This window comes from Roseivirga ehrenbergii (genome assembly GCF_001593005.1).
Lineage (GTDB): Bacteria > Bacteroidota > Bacteroidia > Cytophagales > Cyclobacteriaceae > Roseivirga > Roseivirga ehrenbergii.
This window is the reverse complement of the sequence record NZ_LQZQ01000012.1, coordinates 132,851-156,194: the sequence shown is the minus strand read 5'-3', so window position 1 is coordinate 156,194 and position 23,344 is coordinate 132,851. Positions and strand designations below refer to the sequence as shown.

General features: G+C 39.6%; 17 protein-coding genes and 1 tRNA gene. 11 read left to right on the top strand and 7 right to left on the bottom strand.

Annotated features, from left to right (window positions below; genetic code table 11):
- Nucleotides 1–370 precede the first annotated feature (370 nt).
- Nucleotides 371–3,658 (bottom strand): WD40/YVTN/BNR-like repeat-containing protein, encoded by a 3,288-nt coding sequence (locus MB14_RS09000; protein WP_084376021.1) that lies wholly within the window; start codon nt 3,656–3,658, stop codon nt 371–373.
- Nucleotides 3,659–3,867: 209 nt separating this feature from the next.
- Here MB14_RS09000 and MB14_RS08995 point away from each other — a divergent pair.
- Together MB14_RS08995 and MB14_RS08990 are read left to right on the top strand one after the other, a co-directional pair.
- Nucleotides 3,868–3,954, top strand: a tRNA-Ser gene (locus tag MB14_RS08995).
- Between the two features lie 164 nt (nt 3,955–4,118).
- Nucleotides 4,119–4,664 (top strand): inorganic diphosphatase, encoded by a 546-nt coding sequence (locus MB14_RS08990; protein WP_062591234.1) that lies wholly within the window; start codon nt 4,119–4,121, stop codon nt 4,662–4,664.
- A gap of 43 nt (nt 4,665–4,707) precedes the next feature.
- Here MB14_RS08990 and MB14_RS08985 read toward each other — a convergent pair whose 3' ends face one another.
- From MB14_RS08985 to MB14_RS08965, 5 genes are all read right to left on the bottom strand, one after another.
- Entirely contained in the window at nt 4,708–5,955 is a 1,248-nt protein-coding gene (locus tag MB14_RS08985) for a metallophosphoesterase (RefSeq protein ID WP_062591233.1), read from the bottom strand.
- Between the two features lie 173 nt (nt 5,956–6,128).
- Nucleotides 6,129–9,572: an efflux RND transporter permease subunit gene (locus MB14_RS08980; RefSeq protein WP_062591232.1), complete on the bottom strand. Its 3,444-nt coding sequence runs from the start codon at nt 9,570–9,572 to the stop codon at nt 6,129–6,131.
- A 24-nt stretch (nt 9,573–9,596) separates the two neighbouring features.
- Entirely contained in the window at nt 9,597–10,772 is a 1,176-nt protein-coding gene (locus tag MB14_RS08975; protein WP_084376020.1) for an efflux RND transporter periplasmic adaptor subunit, read from the bottom strand.
- The gene (locus MB14_RS08970) at nt 10,762–12,117 is read right to left on the bottom strand and encodes a TolC family protein (protein WP_062591231.1); all 1,356 of its coding nucleotides are present in this window, start codon (nt 12,115–12,117) and stop codon (nt 10,762–10,764) included. The genes MB14_RS08975 and MB14_RS08970 overlap by 11 nt, the downstream gene beginning before the upstream one ends.
- Entirely contained in the window at nt 12,101–12,727 is a 627-nt protein-coding gene (locus MB14_RS08965) for a TetR/AcrR family transcriptional regulator (protein WP_132644016.1), read from the bottom strand. Before MB14_RS08965 ends, MB14_RS08970 begins: the two co-directional genes overlap by 17 nt.
- Nucleotides 12,728–12,935: 208 nt before the next feature.
- On the opposite strand from MB14_RS08965, the gene MB14_RS08960 reads away from it, so the two are divergent.
- The 4 genes from MB14_RS08960 (at nt 12,936) to MB14_RS08945 (ending at nt 17,067) form a co-directional block, all read left to right on the top strand.
- The gene (locus MB14_RS08960) at nt 12,936–13,748 is read left to right on the top strand and encodes an alpha/beta fold hydrolase (RefSeq protein ID WP_062591229.1); all 813 of its coding nucleotides are present in this window, start codon (nt 12,936–12,938) and stop codon (nt 13,746–13,748) included.
- A gap of 19 nt (nt 13,749–13,767) precedes the next feature.
- On the top strand, nt 13,768–14,235 hold the full coding sequence (locus MB14_RS08955; RefSeq protein WP_084376019.1) for a Rid family hydrolase: 468 nt from the start codon (nt 13,768–13,770) through the stop codon (nt 14,233–14,235).
- 72 nt (nt 14,236–14,307) lie between these two features.
- Nucleotides 14,308–15,324: a hypothetical protein gene (locus MB14_RS08950; RefSeq protein ID WP_062591228.1), complete on the top strand. Its 1,017-nt coding sequence runs from the start codon at nt 14,308–14,310 to the stop codon at nt 15,322–15,324.
- A 141-nt stretch (nt 15,325–15,465) separates the two neighbouring features.
- Nucleotides 15,466–17,067, top strand: a complete 1,602-nt coding sequence (locus MB14_RS08945) for an amidohydrolase (RefSeq protein WP_062591227.1) — start codon at nt 15,466–15,468, stop codon at nt 17,065–17,067.
- Here the strand turns inward: MB14_RS08945 and MB14_RS08940 are convergent.
- Nucleotides 17,064–17,585, bottom strand: coding sequence for a DUF6155 family protein (locus MB14_RS08940; RefSeq protein ID WP_062591226.1), 522 nt, complete (start codon nt 17,583–17,585; stop codon nt 17,064–17,066). The two genes, MB14_RS08945 and MB14_RS08940, sit on opposite strands and share 4 nt — an antisense overlap.
- A gap of 192 nt (nt 17,586–17,777) precedes the next feature.
- Here MB14_RS08940 and MB14_RS08935 point away from each other — a divergent pair, with 192 nt between their 5' ends.
- The 5 genes from MB14_RS08935 to MB14_RS08915 all read left to right on the top strand — a co-directional run bounded on the left by MB14_RS08935 (nt 17,778) and on the right by MB14_RS08915 (nt 23,251).
- Complete coding sequence (locus MB14_RS08935; RefSeq protein ID WP_062591225.1) at nt 17,778–18,179, top strand: hypothetical protein; 402 nt, start codon at nt 17,778–17,780, stop codon at nt 18,177–18,179.
- A 61-nt stretch (nt 18,180–18,240) separates the two neighbouring features.
- Nucleotides 18,241–19,260, top strand: a complete 1,020-nt coding sequence (locus tag MB14_RS08930) for a sensor histidine kinase (RefSeq protein ID WP_062591224.1) — start codon at nt 18,241–18,243, stop codon at nt 19,258–19,260.
- An 11-nt stretch (nt 19,261–19,271) separates the two neighbouring features.
- Nucleotides 19,272–20,024 carry a LytR/AlgR family response regulator transcription factor gene (locus tag MB14_RS08925; RefSeq protein ID WP_165899464.1) on the top strand — a complete coding sequence of 251 codons (753 nt, stop codon included), beginning with the start codon at nt 19,272–19,274 and terminating at the stop codon, nt 20,022–20,024.
- Between the two features lie 69 nt (nt 20,025–20,093).
- Nucleotides 20,094–20,732, top strand: a complete 639-nt coding sequence (locus MB14_RS08920) for a carbonic anhydrase (RefSeq protein WP_062591222.1) — start codon at nt 20,094–20,096, stop codon at nt 20,730–20,732.
- Nucleotides 20,733–21,583: 851 nt separating this feature from the next.
- Complete coding sequence (locus MB14_RS08915) at nt 21,584–23,251, top strand: glutamine--tRNA ligase/YqeY domain fusion protein (RefSeq protein WP_062591221.1); 1,668 nt, start codon at nt 21,584–21,586, stop codon at nt 23,249–23,251.
- Nucleotides 23,252–23,344 lie beyond the last annotated feature (93 nt).

Here is a 23,344-nt window from a genome sequence, read left to right as displayed (position 1 = left end):
CTCGGAACTGCCACCCCGACTAAAACCACTGACTTTTGTTAGTGGTTTTTTTTATGTCTAATCAATCCTATAAGCTATAGAGAGGTCGTAGGTTCGTTCCGAAGTCTCGGAACTGCAACCCCGACTAAAACCACGGTCACGTACTGATATAGGTTGACACAATCAATTGATAACGGTCAACTAAAATCTAGAGGAGACATTTCAACAACTAAATGGCATTGAAGAATAGCATAGTCTAGTAAAACAGTATTGTTTATTTATAACCAGACATCCAGATTAAAACAAAAAGCCTGCGGAGATAAACTTCCGCAGGCTTTTCAATTAATTATAATTCCTACCCAAAATTGGGAGAAAGATATTCATCTATTTTTCATTCACCTCCTATCGGAGAGAAGTCTACTGTTTTAACCGATGCTAAATAAGCATTCCAGTTTGCCGCATACCAAGCATCCACTTTAGATTGCAATGATTTGAATTCACTATTGAAGTCAGCCAAATCCTTACGGTCTGCAGCACCAGGAGCATCAAATGACCCAGAAATTGTACGAGACAAGCCACTTACTTTTGAGCTTAATGGAATAACATCAGAGTTACCTCCACCTCCACCACGGCCAAATCCACCTCCGCTACCCACGGCATCAGAGAGTTCTTTCATTTCCTTCTTTACTGTTTCGCTCTTAGTTCTCAATGCATTTGCTTCTGGACCACGCTTACCATTTAAAGCTTCTATCACTTTATCTACAGACGCCATATCGGTAGTGATTTTAGAGGCTAAGGCCGAAACATCTGCCGAAAGCACATTTACTTCTCTGAGTAAGTCTCTTCTAGCAATTAAATTGTTGATATCATAAGAATCACGCGGATCCATTTGAAATTCAATTTTCCCTTCGTCTGATTGATTACCAATGGTTACTTTGAAAGTATACTTACCAGGCAAGGCTGGAGCTCCACTTCTTCTAAAGAAAGAAGCGAATTGAGCAGGAACACCCGCAGGCAATTCTGGCTGTACTGTGTTTTCTGGAGGGTCTTCATCATATCTCCACGAAACGCTATTTAAGCCTTCTGCATACGAAGTACTGATCGTTCTCACTAAGTTCCCACTCAAATCAAAAATTTCAACTTTAGCTTGAGGACCTCTAGCCGCATTGGCTCCTCCACCGGCTCCGCCTCGGCCACCACGGCCTCCGCCACCACCTTGACCACCAGCAGGTCTTCTTTGTGCTTGAGGTGCAGACGCACCAGCGCCTCTTCCTCCGCCAGCTGGCATTTCAGGTTTTTTAGCAAAAAATTTGATTATTGCCGAACCAGACTGTCTATTTTCTCCTTCGAAAGTTGCATTACCAGGATTAGCTGGGCCACTCGCTGCTCTTGTGCTCACCATATAGGATGTAACGGCATCAATCGCTGTTACATCAGACTCAGTTATCGCTTTTTGGCCTTTTGCTGCCAAAACACGCAGTGGGTTAATATCGTCAAGCACGTAAATAGCTCTACCGAAAGTACCAATCACTAAATCACTCTCACGCTCTTGAATCACCAAATCCATTGTTGAAACACTTGGGTAGCCGTTTTCAAACTTAGTCCAAGTTTTTGCTTCATCGATACTGATATATAATCCATGCTCAGTACCTAAAAACATCAATTTAGGTTCTACTGGATCTTGGATGAATGACAATGCATATCCGAAAACATCATTTTCGTTTACAATTGATGTCCAAGTTTTTCCATAATCTTTAGTTCTCATCAAATATGGTTTGAAATCGAACCTTCTGTAATTATTAATTACAGCAACGGCTTCTCCTTTATTATATCGAGAAGCTTTAATTTGGTTCACCCATGATCCTGCAGGAACACCTTTAAGGTTTTGGGATACGTTTGTCCAAGTAGCGCCTCCATCTTTTGTAACATGAATGTAACCATCGTCTGATCCAGCCCAAAGCACTCCTTTTTCCACAGCACTTGGTTCAATCACTAAAAGCGTAGTATGGTTTTCCGCTCCCGTTGCATCAATGGTTAATCCACCACTCTTATCTTGATTTTGTTTAGTACTATCGTTGGTTGTTAAGTCTGGAGAAATAATTGTCCAGCTATCACCTTTATTTGTACTCTTATGTACAAACTGACTTCCAAAATAAATAGTGCTATTATCAAATGGATCTTGTGCCATGGCTGAGTTCCAGTTGAAACGTAACTTTACTTTAGGGTCATCGCTTGTAGGCTTAATTCTCTTGCTGCTTCCAGTGAGTTTATCATATCTACTAACATTACCTTGTTGCGACTGAGAATAGCCATAACGTGAATCGTCAGGATCGGCCATTACATCAAAACCATCTCCACCACCAATGGTGAAGAAGTAATCGTTTCTAATTCCATCGCTTTTCCAGGTATAAGCAGGACCTGTATATGTTCCGTTATCTTGTAAACCTCCATATACATTGTAAGGCATTTCGTTATCTACATTAATATGATAGAACTGGCCTAGTGGTAAATTCTCTACAAACTGCCATTTCTTACCCATATCACGAGTAATAGCCATACCTCCATCATTTCCTAAGATTATATACTTAGGGTCATCTGGATTAATGTATAAAGCATGATTATCTACGTGGATAAGGTTTCTAGGAATAATATTCTCAAATGACTTACCACCATCTTCACTTCTGTGTACGTTCGTAAAAATACTATATACCCTGTTTTCATTTTTAGGGTCTACGTAGATATCAAAATAATAGAAAGGTCGGTTTCCGATGTCGTTACCATTGTTTATCATCTCCCATTTAAAACCACCATCATCTGAACGATAAAGTGCGTTTTCTTTGGCTTCGATAAGTGCGTAAACTCTGTTCGGATTGTTTGTAGCAAACGCTAAACCCATACGACCTAAATCTCCTTCAGGAATACCGTTTTCTTTAGCTGACTGTTTTGTCCAGTTTTTACCGCCATCTACGGTCATATATAAGCCTGAGCTTGGCCCACCAGAAGTAAAGAACCAAGGTTCTCTTCTGTGTTGCCACATGTTTACCAGAATCTTATTTGGGTTAGAAGGATCCATCACCATGTCACCAACTCCTGTTTTTTCATCTAAATAAAGAATATGGTTCCACGTTTCGCCACCATCAGTAGTTTTATAGACACCTCTTTCTTTATGGTCACCCCACGGAGAACCAATGGCTCCGATATAAACTGTGTTCGGATCATTTGGATCGATGATAATACGGTGAACGTTTCTGGTTTTTTCAAGCCCCATTAGCTCCCAAGTTTTACCAGCATCTAAACTGCGATAAACTCCATAACCTCCTGTTAAACTGTTTCTAGGATTTCCCTCTCCTGTTCCTACCCAAACAATATTCGGGTTTTTTTGAGAAACGGCTACCGCTCCTATAGAAAGCGCTAATTCATTATCAAAAATAGGCTCCCAAGCAATACCCCCACTTTCAGATTTCCAGAGGCCACCAGAGGCAGAGCCTGCATAAATAATTTCTGGACTGCTATTTACTACATCAATGGAAGTGACCCTTCCACTCATGTTGGCAGGCCCAATACTTCTTGGTTTCATTGCTTCTAGCTTACTGAAGTCAATTTTCTGCCCAAAAGACAAAGTACTGATCAGTAAAGCGCAAAGCACGAGCATTCCAGTTCGGAAACTCGTGGCATTCATACATTTTGGTTGATACATAGTTTAGTTGTTGATTTTCGATTTAGACAGCAGTTAGTGGCTATCGTTTAATGAATAGACTCAATTTTAATGAGTTATAAAAATGGATTTACATTGATGGTATTTTTTCTAAAATACGCTTGGTGAAGTCTGATCTAATCACCTATATTTGCACTCCTCTTAAACGAGGGTAATATATCAGCTAAATACACGGAGAGATGGGTGAGTGGCTGAAACCACATGTTTGCTAAACATGCGTGCGGGAAACCGTACCGGGGGTTCGAATCCCCCTCTCTCCGCAAAAGGCCTTAGAGACAATTCTAAGGCCTTTTTTATGCTTTTGTCACAGCATTTGTCACATTTGGCCAAAATCAGGCACACTCATTTGCTAGTAGCATTAACTATCTTTACAACTCTTAGCTTAAAGCAATAAGCAATCTTATACACTTGAAAAACCTACGTTATGAAAAATAAATTTAACCCTTGGCATGACGTTTCTCCTGGAGACAATCTGCCCGATATCGTGAACGGCATTATTGAAATTCCGAAAGGAACCAGAGCAAAATATGAACTAGACAAAGACAGTGGACTTTTAATCCTTGACAGAGTGTTGTACTCTTCGGTTTATTACCCAGCGAATTATGGCTTTATTCCTCAGAGTTATTGTGAAGATAGAGATCCATTAGATATTCTGATTCTGTCACAAATCGACATTGTACCTATGTGTATTGTTCCGGCCAAAGTTATTGGCGTAATGCGTATGCTCGACAACGGTGAAGCAGATGACAAAATCATTGCAGTAGCTGCAGGCGACCCGAGTATTAGCCATATCAACGACATTTCTGAACTTCCTTCGCATTTTATTTCAGAAATGAGAAATTTCTTTGAAGACTATAAAAAGCTAGAGAAGAAAACCGTGGTAGTGGAAGAATTTCTGAACAAAGAAACTGCCATTGAAATTCTTAAAGAGAGTTTTGAAATGTATAACGAGAAGTTCAATAAAAAATAACACTGTACAGTCAATGCAAATTGGGGCTAAAGCAGCCCCACCTTTAAACCGGCCTATTCGTCAATTCAAAAATGGTGATTTCGGGAAGAATTCCGATTCGGCCAGGGAAGCCTAAGAAGCCAAAGCCTCGGTTTACATAGAGGTGATGGTTTCCCTGGGTATATAAATCAGCCCATTGTGGGTACATCCATTGCGAAGGGCTCCATCTAAAATTACCAACCTCCACTCCTAGCTGCATACCGTGGGTGTGCCCTGCAAACATCAAATCAATGTCGTTATACTTTGGCCTTACTTGTGCATCCCAATGACTTGGATCGTGTGAAAGCAATATTTTCACATCGCCTTCTGAATTTTTATACGCAAGATCTAAGTCGCCATATTTGGCAAAACGACCAGCACCCCAGTTTTCCACTCCTATTAAAGAGATTTGATCTGCGCCTACTTTCAGCGATTTATTTTCATTCATCATGAGATTCCAGCCCATTTTTTCATGCGCCAAAATCATGTCTTGTAGGTTCTTTTGTTTGGCCTGAGCTGAAGTCCATTGCATATAATCTCCGTAATCATGATTTCCTAAAGTAGAATACACTCCTAGATCGGCTTTTACTTTAGAGAAAATATCGAAGTATTCGTTCAGTTCTTTTGTCTGGTTGTTCACCAAGTCGCCTGTAAAAAACACTACATCGGACTTTTCGGCCATCAGTAAATTAACGCCTCCTTCAACTGCTTTTTTATCGAAGAAACTTCCGCTATGGATATCAGAAAGCTGCGCCATTTTAATACCATTGAAACCGCTCGGAAGGTTTGGAAGGTATAATTTTCTTCTTCTAATTCTATAATCATAGGCACCTGACACAATGCCAAAACTCATGGTTACAATTGGCAAAGTAGCTGCCGCAACGGCAGTTTTAGCAAGAAATTCAGACCTAGATATTTTTTTACCTGCTGCTATCTTCTTTTCCTTTCTGCGCTTCTTGCCTGCAAAGAAAAGCGCAATTGCTCTCCTAATATCATCTATAAAAACGAAGACCAACCCAATGAGCTTGGCAGTATAGGACATAAAAATTATGGAGATAAGAAAACTGAAAGAAATGGTTCCTGTTTGAGATAGGCGCAAATACACCACAAGAGCCATCATAACTACGGCTTGTAAGAGGTAAATCCGCTTTAGCCATTTGGCTCGACTGGCCTTTACATTCTTGAGAAGGGTCTTTGTTGCCTGATAAGCATATATCTCTATCCAGGCTAAAAACAGAATTATTAGAATAAAAGAAAAGACACTAAACTTCATACATTTTGCTAACTGTTTGAAATCAATTTGAGTTCAAAAAAAGAGCTCTCGGGAACCACCCCGAGAGCCACCAAATCAACCTTAACTATGATGGTGCCTGAGAAACAGACACCTAAATCACCACATAGTATTTTAAACAAACATCAAGCCAAAGCTCTGTTTGTATTATTTCTTTAGCTTAGAGCGTTTGCTTTTCTTGCTTCCTTCTTCCCTGCTATTCTGTACATGAATTTATCGGCTAATAAATACATTGTAGGAACAATAATAAGAGTTAAGAAAGTTGCAAAAGTAAGCCCGAAAATAATCGTCCATGACATCGGACCCCAGAACACCACGTTATCACCTCCTACATAGAAGTCCGCATTGTAACTAGTAAACCAACCGATAAAGTCAATGTTCAATCCAACTGCCAACGGCACCAAACCAAGGATGGTAGTAATAGCGGTTAAGATTACAGGACGAAGCCTGGTTTTACCAGCAAGAATGATAGAGTTCAAAACTTCTTCCATTGGTAAACGATCATCATCATCTAAGCCTAATTCTCTTCTCCTTCTTTTTCTTGTAAGTTCAATGTAATCAATCAAAACAATCGCATTGTTCACCACAATACCGGCCAAAGCAATAATTCCCACCATGGTCATGATTACCACGAATTCCATATTGAAAATTACCAAGCCCAAGAATACACCAATGGTACTCAAGAACACCGACACCATTATAATGAATGGGGCGGTAATTTTGTTGAACTGAGATACGATGATCAAGAAAATGGTAAACACGGCAATCAACAATGCTTTGGCCAAGAAAGCCATATTTTCAGCTTGCTCTTCTTGCTCTCCTGTAAAGGCATAACTATAGCCAGCCGGCATATCGTAATCAGCCATTAACACTTTGAGTTGCTCTGTAATTTCTGTAGCATTCGAGCCTGCCAGCACATTAGAACTTAAGGTTACAACCCTGTCTAAATCCTTTCTTTTGATAGAACCATATGTAGAGCCATAACGCACATGAGCAACAGAAGAAATTGGCACTTGTACCAACTTACCTGAGTTCTGATTTCTGAAAGTGATATTCTTATTCAACAAAGCATCGATATCGTAGCGATAGTCTTGATTCAAGCGAACATTGATTTCGTAATCGTCCTCCCCTTCTTTGTATTTAGAAACTTCCTTACCAAAAAGAGCGGTTCTAATTTCATTGGCAATGGCGTATGTAGACAAACCAAAACGTCTGGCATTATCGCGATCAATATCTACGATCAACTCAGGTTTACCCAATTCTAAAGAGCTCTTTAATTCTTCAATTCCACGAATTCCAGACTCATCAATTTTTTGTTGAATGTCTTCACTCACATGAATTAACCTCTCAAGATCTTCACCAATAATCTCTAAGTTAATCGGTTTTCCTGTTGGCGGACCAGCAGCATCTTTATCAATGGTTAAAGTAACACCCGGCTCTGGCTTAATTTGCGCACGCAAATCGTTCATCACATCAATGGTATTGATGTCGCCACGGAGTTTACTTTCAATAAAGTTAACGGTGATACGTGCCTTATGCGGCTCTTCTGATTGACCAACTGCTGTTGGATCGTTAGGATCGGCAGCGCCCTGACTAACATTGGTAGAAACCGACTCTACAATAGACTCATAAGGCTTAATGATTTCAAGCACCTGTGCTTCAATCGTCTGAGCAAAATCATTGGTCACTTCAATGTCAGTTCCCACAGGAAATTCAACAAAAACGTTTACATATTTAGGTTCGTTTTCAGGGAAGAATAGCACCTTAGGTTGGAAGGCGGCAAAAACACCCAATGAAATGAACAAGGCCAAAAATGCACCTCCCAAATAAAGACCTGGATTCTTTACAGCACTCTTCAAAACTTTTTCATAACGCCCCTCTAAGGCTGGTAAAAAGCCTGATTGGAACATTTTAGACAAGGGCCCTAATACATAAATGTTCATTAATGTAAGTGCGCCAATAAGAATTAAGAGGTTGCCCAATGCTGGAATTCCAGCTCCAAGAGCAATAACAAGTCCTACTACAATAGAAATAGAAGACCTAATGATTATTCTCTTGTGGTTATACACTTTCTTCCCATCTAAACTCATAAAAGACGAGATGAATACGGGGTTAATTACCAAGGCTACAAATAGAGATGAGCCCAGCGTAATAATTAGCGTTACTGGCAAGTAAAGCATAAACTCACCTATAATACCTGGCCAAAAAGCCAATGGCATAAAGGCAGCCAAAGTAGTAGCAGTAGAAGATATAATAGGCAAAGCCACTTCGCCTACACCTTTACGGGTAGCCGCCATTGGGCTCAAACCTTCTTCCATTAAACGATACACGTTTTCAACTACCACGATACCATTATCTACCAACATACCCAAGGCCATGATAAGACCGAAAAGTGTCATGGTGTTAATAGAAATGCCCAGTAAACCCAGAATCATTAAGGCCATGAACATGGATAACGGAATTGCCATACCCACAAAAAGTGAGTTGCGGGTTCCTAAAAAGAACATCAAAACGGTAACTACTAAAATTACCCCAAAGATGATATTGTTACCCAAACTGCTTACTTGCTCTCTTGTATCTTTCGACTGATCGTTGGTAACGGTTACTTTGGTTGAAGATGGAATTTGACCACCTGCGTAGCTTTCATCAATTAGTTTGGTGATTTTATCAGTAGCTATCAAAAGGTTTTCACCACTTCGTTTCATCACATCCAACTTCACAACAGGATTTAAATCCAATCGTGCGTAGTTCATCTTGTCCTTATAGCCGAATGTAACTGTGGCCACATCTTTTAAATAAACAATGTGTCCATCTTCATTACTAATGATGATTTCTTCGATTTGAGCAGGGTCATCAAATTCACCAATTACCCTTACGTTTCTTCTTAAACCATCAGCCACTACATTACCGCCAGAAAGCGTAAGGTTTTCTGCTGTAATTGCATTTTCAATATCCGTAAAGGTTACTTTTCTAGCTTCAAGCTTGAAAGGATCTACTTTTACTTCTACTTCCTTTTCATCAACCCCAACAATATTAACCTTAGAAATCTCCTTGAATTTCTCAATCTCATCTTCCAGATATTCTGCAATATCATTGAGCTCATCGAGTGTTTTTGAAGGATCAGTAAGGTTAAGGTTCAGAATAGGAAAGTTTTCTGAAAAGCTAAACTTGATTACACTCGGATCAGATTTCAAATCAGTCGGTAATTCAGACTTAGCTCTATCTACTGCATCTTTTACATCGATCACCGCATCGTCAACATCTACACCTACTTGAAATTCCACCACAATGGCAGAGAAATCTTGTACCGAAGTAGATTGAATATTATCAACGCCTTCTATGGTATTGATTTCCTTCTCTAGCTCACGCGTAATCAAGCTTTCGATATCCTCAGGTGAGTTACCTGGGTGTGCTGTACTTACATAAACCGTTGGTTGTTCCACTTCTGGAAAACTCTCCTTTGGTAGAGTAATATAAGAGTATACACCTGCCGCTACAATGATGAGCGTAAGCACGTATACTGTAATTTTATTTCGAATCGACAGGGAGGTTAATCCAAACTCCTTATCAATCACATTTTGTTGATTATTTTCAGCCATAATGCTCTAATTCAGAGGTTAAGATTAATTCTGCACTTTTACAGTTGTGCCATCTGCGATTGAACGATTTCCTTTATCAACAATTACTTCACCGCCCGTCAAACCAGAAAGCACTTCTGTTTCGTGATCGTGAGAAAGACCTAATTTCACATGAACTTTAGATGCTTTATTCGCAGCATCTAACACATACACAAAGTTACCCTCTAGGTCTTCTTGAATAATTCTTGAAGGAATTGTAATGGCTTCTTCGTTTGTATAGTCAGTTAAACCTAAAATGCTCACAATGTTCACCTTTGCATTAGAAGCTTCGCTTGGTAATTTCACTTCAATAGTGAAAGTTCTACTAGCAGGGTTGATTACATTTCCGATACTTACAATTTTAGAAACGTAGCTCTCATTCATAGATGGTATTTCAACATCTACCTCATCACCTACTTTCACTTTACCTAAATAGGCTTCAGAAACTTCGGCTGAAATGTACATATCACTGTTGCTTACCAAAAATACAATTGGAGAACCCGGTTGAACTACTTCTCCTGCTTTTACTGGCACCTCTTCAATACTTCCGGCAAAAGGAGCTACAATATTGGTTTTGCTCAATTGTGTATTTAAGGTTGAAAGTTGTTTTTCAAGTGCTTCTTTGTTGTTTTTAGCAGTCAAAAAATCTACTTCTGTACCAATGTTCTTCTTCCAAAGTCTTTCTCTTTTTTCGAAAATGGTAGTAGCATACTGCAATTGATTTTTCACTTCATCAATCGACTTCTCAAGTTGTTCAGAGTCGATTGTAGCCAACAACTGACCTTTCTTTACCGACTGACCTTCAACTACTTTTACCGAAGTTAGAAGCCCCATGCTTTCTGCACTTACGTACACGTTTGTACGAGACATTACCGTTCCTCTTACCTCGATTTTATGATCGAAATTTTTCTTTTCAGTTTTTATTGTGGTTACCAAAGTAGCTGCTCCTGAACCGTTGAAAAAATCAGGGTCAGCTTCAGCAATTTCAGCCTCTATGGTTTCAATTTTATTTCTGATTTCCTGAAGTTGAACTCTGGCTTCAGTCAGTTCTTTCTTCTTGGCGTCAAGACCTTCATTCTCAGATTTAGGCCCACATGCTGCTACCGTGAGCACAGCAAGAAAAATTGTGGCGATTGATTTAGCTTTCATGTGATTGATATATTTTGAGTTATTAGTTGTCATTGCTTCTTAGTTTACCGAGTGCTTTATCCAAATCCACTTTTGCAATAATGGCATTGTATAAGGCATTCAAATAGTTGGTTTCTGCTTCTTTATAATCCTTTTCGGCATTGGTAACTTCTAAATTAGACCCAACTCCTTCTTTGTACTTCTCTTTTGTAATACTGCTTACTTCTTGCGCCAATTCCATATTGGATTCTTGTACCTCTAATTGCTCAAGGCTTACCTCTAGATTTCTCTTGGCATTTTCAAACTCTTGAGTCAAGCTATTGGTCAATAAACCGTATTGATTGTTCAGTGTCTCTAGCTCAATTTTATTACGCTGAATTGTGTACTTTTTTCTTAAACCATCAAAGATTGGGATGCTAACATTCAAACCAATTTGAGAGTTTGAGAACCACTTTTTGCCATCGGTTAAATCGCTAAAATCGTTGGAACCGGTATTTCTACCCCAACCTGCATTGAAAGTAACTTTAGGTATGTACTGAGAAGTGGTATTCTTGATCTGCAAACCAGCCAATTCTTTTAGGTAATTGAGTTGTTGCACTTCTAACCTGTTACCAATACTAAAACCTTCTAATTCAGATTGATCGTATTTGAAGTCCAGTGTTTCTAACTGATCGGAAAGCGTAATCTCCTCCTCTACTGGCATACCCATACTTAGCTTGAGTAAATCTTTACTGGTTTTAACAGCTTGCTCCACGCCACTTCTTTCGGCTAAAAGATTATTGGTTTGTACCTGAAGCCTGCTTACATCGATTCTTTCTGCAAAACCATTTTCATATAAGGTTCTGGTTTCATCTAAAGTAGTGTTTAAGGTCTCCAAATTAGCATTGATTAAATCAACACGGGTTTGGTTTACTAAAACCAAATAGTAAGCTTTAGTTACCTGTTCGATAACATCTACTTCCGCTTTCGCTTTATCTACTATCACTTTTTCTCTAAGCACTTTCGCAGCTTGTAATCCAATAAAGAAGGATCCGTCCCAGATCATTTGCTCTAAACCAACATTCAGGTTACCAATATGTTGGGCACCAAAACCTACTAAGGTTACACCTTCATCATTTGGATTGCCAGAAATAAACGATGTTGGGATTGGGCTTTTGGCGATAAATAGGTTGTTGGTATAGTTGAAGCCAGCATTAACCTGAGGTAAACCATCGGCACGTGTTTCAAACACCTGAGCTTCTGCGTCAAGTGTAGAAAGTTGCGCATTCTTCACATTCTCATTGTTGATCAGTGCATATTCCAATGCCTTGTTCAGAGAAAATTCCGTTTGAGCTTTTACCGCAACAGCGGGCAGCAAAAGCGCGAGCATAAGCAAGTATTTATTAATTCTGCTCTTCATTGTTTTTTGAGTTTGTTGTGTATTGATTAAAAAGTTGGTGACCTTCTATGGTAAAAAGACCATGCATAAAATGATCGAATAATTGCATTTGTATTTCTTCTAAAGTGTATTTATCCCGAGGAACAAGGTTTCCGAGAAGGAATGTTTGAACCTGTTCTATACGCATAATTGCTATGAGCTCAGCATCTATATTTGGCCTAAAAAGACCTTCTTTTTTTCCTCGTTCAATAACACTCATAATAGACTCCTTCATCACATTGCCTTTAAACTCTTCGTAGAGCTTCCAGGCCTTAGGGTAGAATTTTTGAAGTTCATAAAGCAGGTTCATTTTCGTATCTCTGATGGAGTCTCGAAGGCAAACAGAAAGCAACACGAGCTCGTGCACTCCATTCTTACTCTCTTCGGTTAACCCACAGAATCGTTGACTCTCCATATCGAAGTGATTTTTGGTAATTGTACTCACCAACTCACTTTTATCTTTATAATATTGGTAAATCGTTTTCTTAGAAATACCCAACTCCTTGGCGATGTCGTCCATTGTCACAGCCCTGATACCAAATTGGGTATACAGCTCTGTTGCCTTCTCTAAAATATTCTCTCTAACATCCATTTCGATTGCAAAACTATGGAAACTTAAAGGTTTTCCAAAGTTTCCTTCGGCATTCAGACGTTTATTTTTAAGGTTTTGTTCAACATTTTTTAAAATTCTGCAAAAAATGCAAGTGCTTACGAAAACCCAAACCAAAGATTATTCTACCGAAGTTCTTGTGTTACAATTATGATTCTACCATTTTACAAAAGACATTTAACCCTAATTGATGTTATCTGAAACACATAGAAATATTACAATTAATCACCACTCTTTAAATTATACCATTTGGAACGGTGGCAAAAATGTAATACTCTGCTTCCACGGCTTCGGTTTAGATCATTCTTCGTATAAGATCGTTTGGGAAAGTCTAAAAGAGACACACACCATTTATAGTTTTGATTTACCTTATCATGGTACCAGCCAATTTCCTAAGAATGAACAGACACTTCTACCGAAACACTGGTTGGAGTTTATGGAAAAGTTTTTAATGGTTGAGGGAATTGACAGGTTTGAAGCGATAGGCTACTCTATGGGTGGAAAATATGCTATGATCACGGCTGAGCTTTTTCCAGACAAAATCAAACACCTACACTTGATTGCCCCCGATGGAATCACCACTCACTTTTCGTATCGTTTTTCTACTTATCCCTTTCTTTTCAGAAAACTGTTTAAAACTCAAATTAAAAACCCATGGTTCTTCAAGGCTTTAGTAAAATCATTGCGCACTTTAAGAATCATGAACAACTACAGCTTGAGGTTTGCGGAAAGCCAAATGGATACCGAGTTTAAACGATCTCAAGTGTATTACTCTTGGGTTAATCTAAGACACTTTTTACCTAACTTAAAATTATTGGCAGCGCAAATTAACGACCATCAAACCCCCACTACTTTCTATATTGGCAAACACGACAAGGTCATTGATTCGAAAACCATTGAACCTCTGCATAAGCTTTTGCCCGATAGCGAATTGGTAATGCTAGAAAGTGGACATAGTAACCTATTGACTTCGGTGGCCAAACACCTTGAAACGAAAAATTAGCTTTGACACATCAGCCCATATGAAAAACTACACCATTCTACTTCTAACCCTATTTTTAGCCAGTTGCAGTACTTCTACAGAAACCACCACGCCAGCAAAAAGCCTTGAGCATTATCAGTCTGAGTCGATGAAAACCTTAGGTCTCCCCTTTTCTGATGCTGTAATAGTAGACGACATCATTTATTTATCAGGACAAATTGGCAACCTTCCAGGCACTTTGGATTTAGCTCCGGGAGGTTTACAGGCTGAAGCCAAACAAGCCATAGAAAACATGAAAGCCATTTTAGAGGCCAATGGTTCTTCACTGGATGACGTAATCAAAGTAACTGTAATGATGGCCGACATTGGCGAATGGGGAGAATTTAACCAAGAATATATCAAGTATTTTACTGCAGAAAAGAAGCCCGCCAGAAGCGCTTTCGGAACCAGTGGTTTAGCATTAGGCGCGCGGCTTGAAATTGAGTGCATTGCGCTCAAAAGAAAATAATCATGGATTAATCACTAGTGCTTAATAACTTATCGGAAATCACTCCGTTATTTTCTTGTAATTTTTCGATGCATGAACTCATCCCTCCGCTCAGTCTTTACTATTAGTATATTTTTTCTCAGTCATTTTTATTGCCTTGGCCAGAAAAAGGAAGTAACTGACCGGAAAATTTATGAATACCTCGATCAGTATTCTCCAGAAAGCTCCGAAATGCTTCGGCTACTGTATAGCCTACCCTCTAAGTACGAACTGAATGGAGTAACGATGAATCTCACAAAAGAGCAACCTCCCTCCTCTTGGGTTTCTGATCATTCTGAAAAAGGTATTCTGAAAAGACTTAATACCGTGGTACATGAATCTATGCACGGATTAACGTCAAGATTACCATACACTTTACTAAAAGAACAAGGCGATGTTTATTATAATTTTAAAGATGATTACTCTGCTTTTTATGTAAACAAAGACTCCTCTTTTTTGGTAAAACACAGCCCCGTTTTTAGCAGTAATAAAATCAGCAATGAGATTCCCAAAGCCTTAAGAACCTTTAGATTCAGACCGTATATCGCTCCAAGGAATAAAATATTAGGTAGCCAGGCCCATGGAATTTACGGACTGACAGATGAGTGGAATGCTTATTACTTCGGCACAAAAACCGCCTTAAATCTTTTTGATTATTATAAATCAAAATCCGATCAAAACTACGAAGTCTATCTGGAATATGTGAGCAATATTGCTGGCACTTACTATGCCTATTATGAATTCAAGTACTTTATTCTGAAATACTTAGAATACGCCAGATCGAACGAAAAAGAAGTATATGATGGCATAATTTCCAATTACGAATTTAGAAAGGCTTTTACTTCCATTGATGATCGCTTCACTGACTTGCTGCGCGAATTCGATAAACGCTTGGATGAAATCGCGACTATCACAGAACAAAATACGGGGAGCCGTGCCTATATTGAGGATGGCTATTATTTTATTAATGGAAATGGCGTTGGGCTTTTTACGGAAGAAGTCGAAATGCTTAAAACCGAATTAAAAAACCCCAGCTTAAAGGCTATGGAGTTGGCGTTGAGGGTTGGCTAGCTATCTACACACCCAAAAAAATGCAAACGAAATTGCTTGATTCCCGCATTTATAGCCCTATAAATAAAACCAACTTTAACTCTTGATGAAATTGATTATTTTGGAAGGACCGAAAATCAACAGCTTCCAAAATAATCAACCATGAAAAGACCATTGACTAGTAAATTACTCCTGTGTATTGCGCTATTTTTTACGAGCAGTTTTGCCTTTGCACAAAAGAAATACTCCGAAAAACAGATCGCGAAACTCAAAACTGAAGTTGCCCAAATTGTGGAAGACAACCACAAGCAAACACAGATAATGATCGATAAAATTTTCAGCTTTGCTGAGCTTGGCTTTCAAGAGTATGAATCTTCTAAATACCTCACAGGCATTTTAAAAGCCAATGGCTTCGAGGTTGAGGAAGGGGTATCAGGTATTCCGACCGCTTGGTTTGCCACTTGGAAACAAGGAGATGGCCCTACAATTGCCTTGGGAAGCGATGTCGATAACATTCCAAAAGCATCACAGTATCCGGGAGTTGCTTATCACAAGCCCATGGTCGAAGGCGCACCGGGTCATGGCGAAGGCCATAATGCTGGGATTCCATTGAATATTACAGCCGCTCTTGCTGTAAAGCAGATTATGGAACGCGAAGGCATTGAAGGCACACTAATTTTGTGGCCGGGAATTGCCGAGGAATTGGTAGCTGCCAAAGCTTGGTACACCCGCGATGGCCTGTTTGACGATGTAGACATTTCAATCTTCACCCACGTAAGCAGCAACCTTTCGGTATCATGGGGACAAGCTTCTGGAACTGGACTAATTTCCGTTGAATATACTTTTGATGGCGAAGCCGCCCACTCTGCAGGTTCGCCTTGGCGAGGAAGAAGTGCTCTGGATGCGGTAGAATTAATGAGCGTAGGCTGGAATTACAAACGCGAGCACCTCACTACTTTAAAACGCTCTCACTCCATCATTACCGATGGTGGCGACCAACCCAATGTGGTGCCTTCAAAAGCTTCGATTTGGTACTATTTCCGTGATGTAACTTATGAAGGCATCATGGAGATGTATGCTGATGCCAACAACATTGCCAAGGGTGCGGCTTTGATGACAGACACGCAAATGAGCTCAAGAATATTGGGCACCGCATGGCCACGTCATTTTAACAAAACCATAGCCGAAACCATGTATGAGAACATCAAACAGGTGGGTTTACCCACCTGGAGTGAAGAAGATCAGGCTTTGGCTAAGGCAACTCAAGCAGAAGTAGGTTCTGAACCAAGAGGATTGAGTGTAAACCTTTCTAGCTTAGGCATGCCTGTAAGAAGCCCAGTAAGTGGTGGTTCAGACGATATTGGTGATGTATCATGGAAAGTACCCACGGTAACCATGCGTTTTCCTTCTAATATTCCAGGTTTGCAAGGCCACCACTGGAGCAATGCCATTGCTATGGCCACTCCTATTGCCCACAAAGGCGCCACTGCTGGTGCCAAAGCCGAAGCCATGACCATTATGGATTTTCTTTTAAAGCCTGAATTGGTAACTCAAGCTTGGGATTACTTTAACAATGTGCAAAGCAAGGAAACGCAGTACAAACCCATGATCTCGGCCAGCGATGCGCCACCTATTTACCTAAACAAGAAAATCATGGATGAATACCGTCCGCAGCTAGAGAAATTCTACTATGACGAAACAAAATACGGCAGTTACTTAGAGCAGTTGGGCGTTACTTATCCAACAATTAAGAAGGGGAATTAAGGCAAATCAGCCAGTTCGCCTAGTTTAATTTCAAAAGCCGAAGCGTTGAACCAATTCTGTGCTTCGGCTTCCTCCAATATTTTATTCAGCCGTTCCCAATAAACTCCTTTCAGTCCATTCCTTAAAACGAATTCAGAAGCTTCCACAAACGAGTTGTAAACACTCTTGAAAAAGGCTTCCTGCCTCACTTCTTTTCTGGCATTAAAACGCATGGCAGTCTCAATATTAAAGAGCATGAAATCCGCCAACAGCGAAGGGTCTAATTCCAGTGTTAAAAAATGCTTTATTACTTTTTGCGCTACCGATCTACGGGCTTTAGGCTTTCGTTTGGTCTGAGGCAAATACTCTTTGAGCACCTTCTGTTTTGCTTCATCTATCAGTTTGTCTTCTTTGGGGTTGAACACAAAGTTATAGTAGGTACGAACAGGCAGAAATTTATCGTAAAGTTCCAGCACCTGTGTTTCAAGCTCATCTTTTTTTAATGACTGTAAATACTTAACAAGTGCACGCTTACTCATTTATCGTCCTATTGGTTTTTAGATTTCGCTAAGGTATCAATTATTCAAAAAGCATCGGTCGCCAATCTGTTTTGCGAAGCTACAGCTCAACTATTTCCTTCAACAATTCAGCCTGATTTTTCGACAACCCACCAAAAGCCGTATTTCAATATTTATATGAATGATTAAATATGCATAAAAACATCCCCAATCATGAAAAGAACTTTATCACTATTCGCCATACTCCTTTTTGCAGGCTTAGGAAACCTAAACGCTCAAAACCTTGAAAAACCAAGGTCTGGAAACGAAATCCGTTTAAAAGATTACACGGTAACCGTAGCCCAAGGTGAAGAAATCGACCTTCAAATGTGGGTAGTAAAAGCGAAGAAATACAAATTGGTTGTTGAAGAACCAGAAGCTTCTGCCAATGATGGCATCCACTTCTCATTCACTCAAAAAACTGAAGTAGAAGACCCTTTGACTTACGACATGAAAGTAAAAGTAGACGCATCGACTCCAGTAGGTGATTATCTGTGCATTTTAAAAGTTCCAGGCAAAGGAAGAAGTGCTGTAACAGGTTCTACCATTAAAATTAAAGTCGTTCAAAACGACTAAAAAATTCAGAATTCAATGAAGCCCTTTTGTTTACACTTAAGGGCTTTTCTTATATTGAGCCATGTCTAAAGGAAAGGTATATGGATTAAGAATAGCAATAGGGCTTTTGGTCTTTATGTTCTTCAAAATCACATCCTATAAACTTTCTGAATGGGGTACATCCACCTTTGTATCCATGGCCAGCACGGTACTTACGGTACTCATTGTTTTTGAAATTATTGGTTACACTGGTAAATACCTGATTAAGCATTATAAATGTAGCCTTACTTCATACCGTACGCTCACAAAGTTTTATATCGGAAACTGCCTTATCACTGCTCCCTTCGTGATCGGTGCTGCTGCCTTCCATACCGAAGTTCTTATTCCTGCTTTTCCATGTACTACTTGTACTGTCGAAATATCATTAGCCACCACCGTTGCACAAAGTTTGGTGCTTTCATGGCTAATCATTTCTGCAAAATCTTTTATGATTTATGTAGAGTACACTAAACGTTCGGAACATGAAAAAGACATTCTGCAAAAAGAGCTCGCCCTTTCTAAATACGAAAGTCTAAAAGACCAAATAGAACCTCATTTCTTATTCAACAGCTTTAGTGTGTTGACGGCAGTTATTGAAGAAGACCCAAAATTGGCGGTGGACTTTGTTTCTCGACTTTCTAAGATTTACAGGTATCTAATGGAAAACACCTCGCAATTGGTGTTACTGCGTACGGAACTTGAATATTTAGAACACTATGTTTTTGTACTAAAAACAAGACACGGCCAAAGCATTAATGTGAATCACAATTTGGATGCGGGAGCTGCGCAAATTCCAATTTTATCGCTTCAAATGTTGGTGGAAAATGCTTTAAAGCACAATTACTTTTCGAAAGAAAACCCTTTGACCATCAATATATTTACTGAAGGCAATGAGTTTTTAGTAGTGAAAAACAACTTGAACAAACGCCCCAACTTAGAAAAAACTACTCATTTAGGTTTAGAAAACATCAATAAGCGTTATGAATTGCTACTCAATAAGAGTATTGTGGTGCAAGAAAGTGCAGATAGCTTTACGGTTAAACTACCATTAGTATCTCAATGAAAAACCTCGGCATGAAACTGGTTATTATTGAAGACGAAGAACTTTCGGCCAAGCGTTTGGCGAAAATGATTACTGAAATCGTTCCAAACGCTCAGATTTTAGCCAAACTGGAATCCGTGAGTGAATCATTGATTTGGTTTAAAGAAAACCCTAAACCCGACCTCATTTTCTTAGACATTCAACTGAATGATGGTACCGGTTTCGATATTCTGAATGCACTGAACGACTACCCCAAAATCATTTTCACTACCGCTTATGAGCAATATGCGCTAGATGCTTTTAAACACAATAGCATTGATTATTTACTGAAGCCGATTGATGCTACAGAGCTAAAAAATTCATTTAAAAAGCTAGAGAATATTAAGGCTACCGAAACCCTTCAATACAAAGAAAACATCGACAGTTTAAAGGCTCAGTTTTCATCTGGATTCCGTGAAAGGTTTCTAGTTAAAATTGGGCCACAGTTCAAAAGCATTACCACCAACGACATCAAATATTTCTTCTATTCTGATGGCCTCACCTACCTTCAAACCGAAGAAAGTGCCTTGCCGATTGATTACACTTTAGACCAACTGAAAGACGAATTAGATCCTAAACTCTTCTTCAGAATCAACCGCCAATTCATTATCAAAATCTCTAGCATCAAGGAAATTCACAGCTATTTCAATAGCCGACTGTTACTCACTCTGAGCCCAGCTTTTAAAGAAGAAGTAATTGTAAGCCGTGAACGGGTTTTAAATTTCAAGATTTGGGCTGGAATGTAAGTCATCTGTACTCTATTTTTGTTCAGGCGATTTTCGTTTTCCAATTTCAAAATACTATACCTTTAAGCTATGGCTAACCAACACAAAGCATTACTCGAAGGAAATAAACAGTTCATCCAGAACATCACCAAAGTCGATCCCGATTTCTTTTCAAAGCTATCGCATCAGCAAAAGCCAGAATTCCTCTGGATTGGCTGTTCGGATAGCCGTGTGCCCGCCACTGAAATCACCAACACTACTCCAGGTTCAATTTTCGTAGGTAGAAATATTGCCAACGTGGTTGTTAATACCGACCTCAATTTACTGAGCGTGGTCTATTATGCTGTCAAGGTATTGAAAGTGAAGCACATCATTGTTTGCGGCCATTATGGCTGCGGAGGGGTAAAAGCCGCCATGTCGAATGAAAGCTTTGGCTTTTTAGACAATTGGTTACTGAATTTGAAAGACATTTATAAAAACCACAGCAAAGAACTGAACGGCATTCAGGATGAAACCAAAAGGTTCGACCGCTTTGTAGAATTAAATGTGATAGAGCAGGCAAAAAACTTGGCCAAGATATCCTTTGTACAGGAAGAATGGCAGAAAGGTGAATTTCCCTTTATCCACAGTTGGGTTTACAGTTTGAATGACGGAAACATTACAGACTTAGAATGCTCTTTCAACTCAGCCGAGGCGGTAAATTCAATCTACGGATACAATCAGGAGTAACGCAAGGAAAATAGTTTTTAGATAACGAAAAAGACCGCCTGGCAGCGGTCTTGATCTGTATTTTTACAAATACCCCCAAAAACAAAAGCGGGGGACGAAGATTCGCCCCCACTTGCCATGAAAAGGCCGTGGCCATTTCACAACATCAAGTTACTGTTCAAGCCTTTGTTCTTCATTTATTGGCCCAAGCTATAAACAAAAAATGCTGTCTTCTTCAGCTTCGTCCGTTGCCAGCACCTAGTGCTAAGACAGTTTAACGCAGCTTTGCAGTCTTTTTATAAGGTTCAGTCTAAGAAAGAACCAAGCCGAAAAGATAAGGGTAAACCCTGTACCTTTTCCAATTTCTGCTCACACACCCAAATGCGCTCGCTTCTGAATTGGACTTTGGTGTATGCTCTCGCATTTTCCATCAGTTAAGCTGACTGTCTCAGATCATCTTTTTCAAGAATAACCCTTTCGCGTACATTTTTTCCGGGCTTCCCCCGAAGAGAGACTGAAAACTAGTTTCTGACTTTTATCCCTCACTTGATATATCTAAGATACTCTTCCTAAATTTACGCTCAAACTTTGTAACTCATTAGTTTCCAACAACTTTCCCGCCTCGTTATCCACAGGGTTATACACCGGCTTATCCACGATTTTCAAGCCAATCTCCTGTAAGTCAGAGACTCACGCTGAATAAGAGAGTCCTCCAAAAGTTGAGGTACCTGTTGTATAAGGAGTTATTGAATTCATCTGAACAATGAATGAGAACTTTTGGAGGGTTTTTTAAGAAAGGATAAGCTGATTTTTCAATCCCTTCTGAATGCTTTTTACTAAACTTGCACTTTAAACTTTTGAATACAGGAAAAATGAGTGAAAAGGACCCAAAAGAGTCGCTCAACTTTATTGAGCAAATGATTGAGAATGATCTAAAATCAGGAAAAAACTCATTCGTCCAAACGCGTTTTCCTCCTGAGCCCAACGGTTACCTCCACATTGGCCACGCCAAATCGATTGTATTGAATTTTGGCCTTGCCGAAAAATACAATGGCAGCTGTAACCTCCGTTTTGACGACACTAACCCTGAAAAGGAAAGTGAAGAATACGTCAACTCGATAAAAGAAGATATTAAATGGTTGGGCTATACTTGGTCGGACGAGGCACGTTATACTTCAAATTACTTCGATACGCTTTATGAATTTGCCGTAAAGCTGATCAAAAAAGGAAAAGCCTATGTAGACGATCAGTCGGCTGAAGAAATTGCAGCGGGTAAAACCAACCCTACCATTCCAGGTATAAAAAGTCCTTTCCGCGATCGTTCGGTTGAAGAAAACCTTGATTTATTCGAACGCATGAAAAATGGTGAGTTCGATGCAGGAAGCCATGTATTACGTGCTAAAATAGATATGGGTTCGCCCAACATGCACATGCGCGACCCTATCATTTATAGAATTAAAAAAGTAACCCACCACAATACAGGTGATGCTTGGTGCATTTACCCTAATTACGATTTCGCACATGGCCAATCCGATTCGATTGAACATGTTACTTACAGCCTTTGTACGCTTGAATTCAGAGATCATAAGCCATTGTACGATTGGTTCATTCAAGAATTGGAGATTTTCCCTTCTAACCAAACAGAGTTTGCAAGACTGAACTTAAGCTATACCATCGTGAGCAAGCGCAAGCTTTTACAATTGGTAGAAGAAAAGCATGTAACGGGCTGGGATGACCCAAGAATGCCCACCATTTCTGGTTTTAGAAGAAGAGGTTATACCCCAGAATCGATCAAAAACTTTGTAAAAAAAGTGGGTGTAGCCCGAAGAGATGGCATTACCGATGTAGCCCTTTTGGAACACAGCATCCGCGAAGATTTAAACAAAAAAGCCAACCGTGTTTTTGGAATTCAGAAGCCACTAAAAATGGTGATTACCAACTGGCCAGCAGACAAAACGGAAATGATGCAAGCCATCAATAACCCTGAAGACGACACAGCTGGAACGCGCGAAATGCCTTTTACTCGCGAGATTTATATTGAAAGTAAAGACTTTATGGAGGAACCGCCTTCGCCTAAGAAATTCTTTGGCTTAGGCCCCGACAGAGAGGTGCGTTTGAAATACGGTTACATTGTAAAATGCACAGGCTTTGAAAAAGATGCTGATGGCAACATTACCGAAATTCATTGTACTTACGATCCTGAAACACGTAGCGGCAACGATACCAGCGGCAAAAAGGTGAAAGGAACTTTGGGTTGGGTTTCAGTACCTCACGCTGTACCAGCGACTTTGCGTTTATACGACAGACTTTTCCGTACCGAAAACCTGAACAGCATTGACGATGATTTCTTGAATCATATCAATCCTGATTCGCTGACAGTAGTTGAAAATGCCATGCTTGAGCCTTCTATTAAAGATGCACAAGCAGGCGATATCTTCCAGTTCGAGAGACAAGGCTACTTTGTGGTAGACAGAGATTCTACTCCAGAAAAGAAAGTCTTTAACCGAACAATTACACTGAGGGATAATTGGGCGAAGTAGACTGTTAGAGGATAGGCAGTAGACATTAGATTTTAGACGATTGACTTATCGGAATTAGGTTCAAACTGCATTCTTTACTTGAGTCTAAACTGA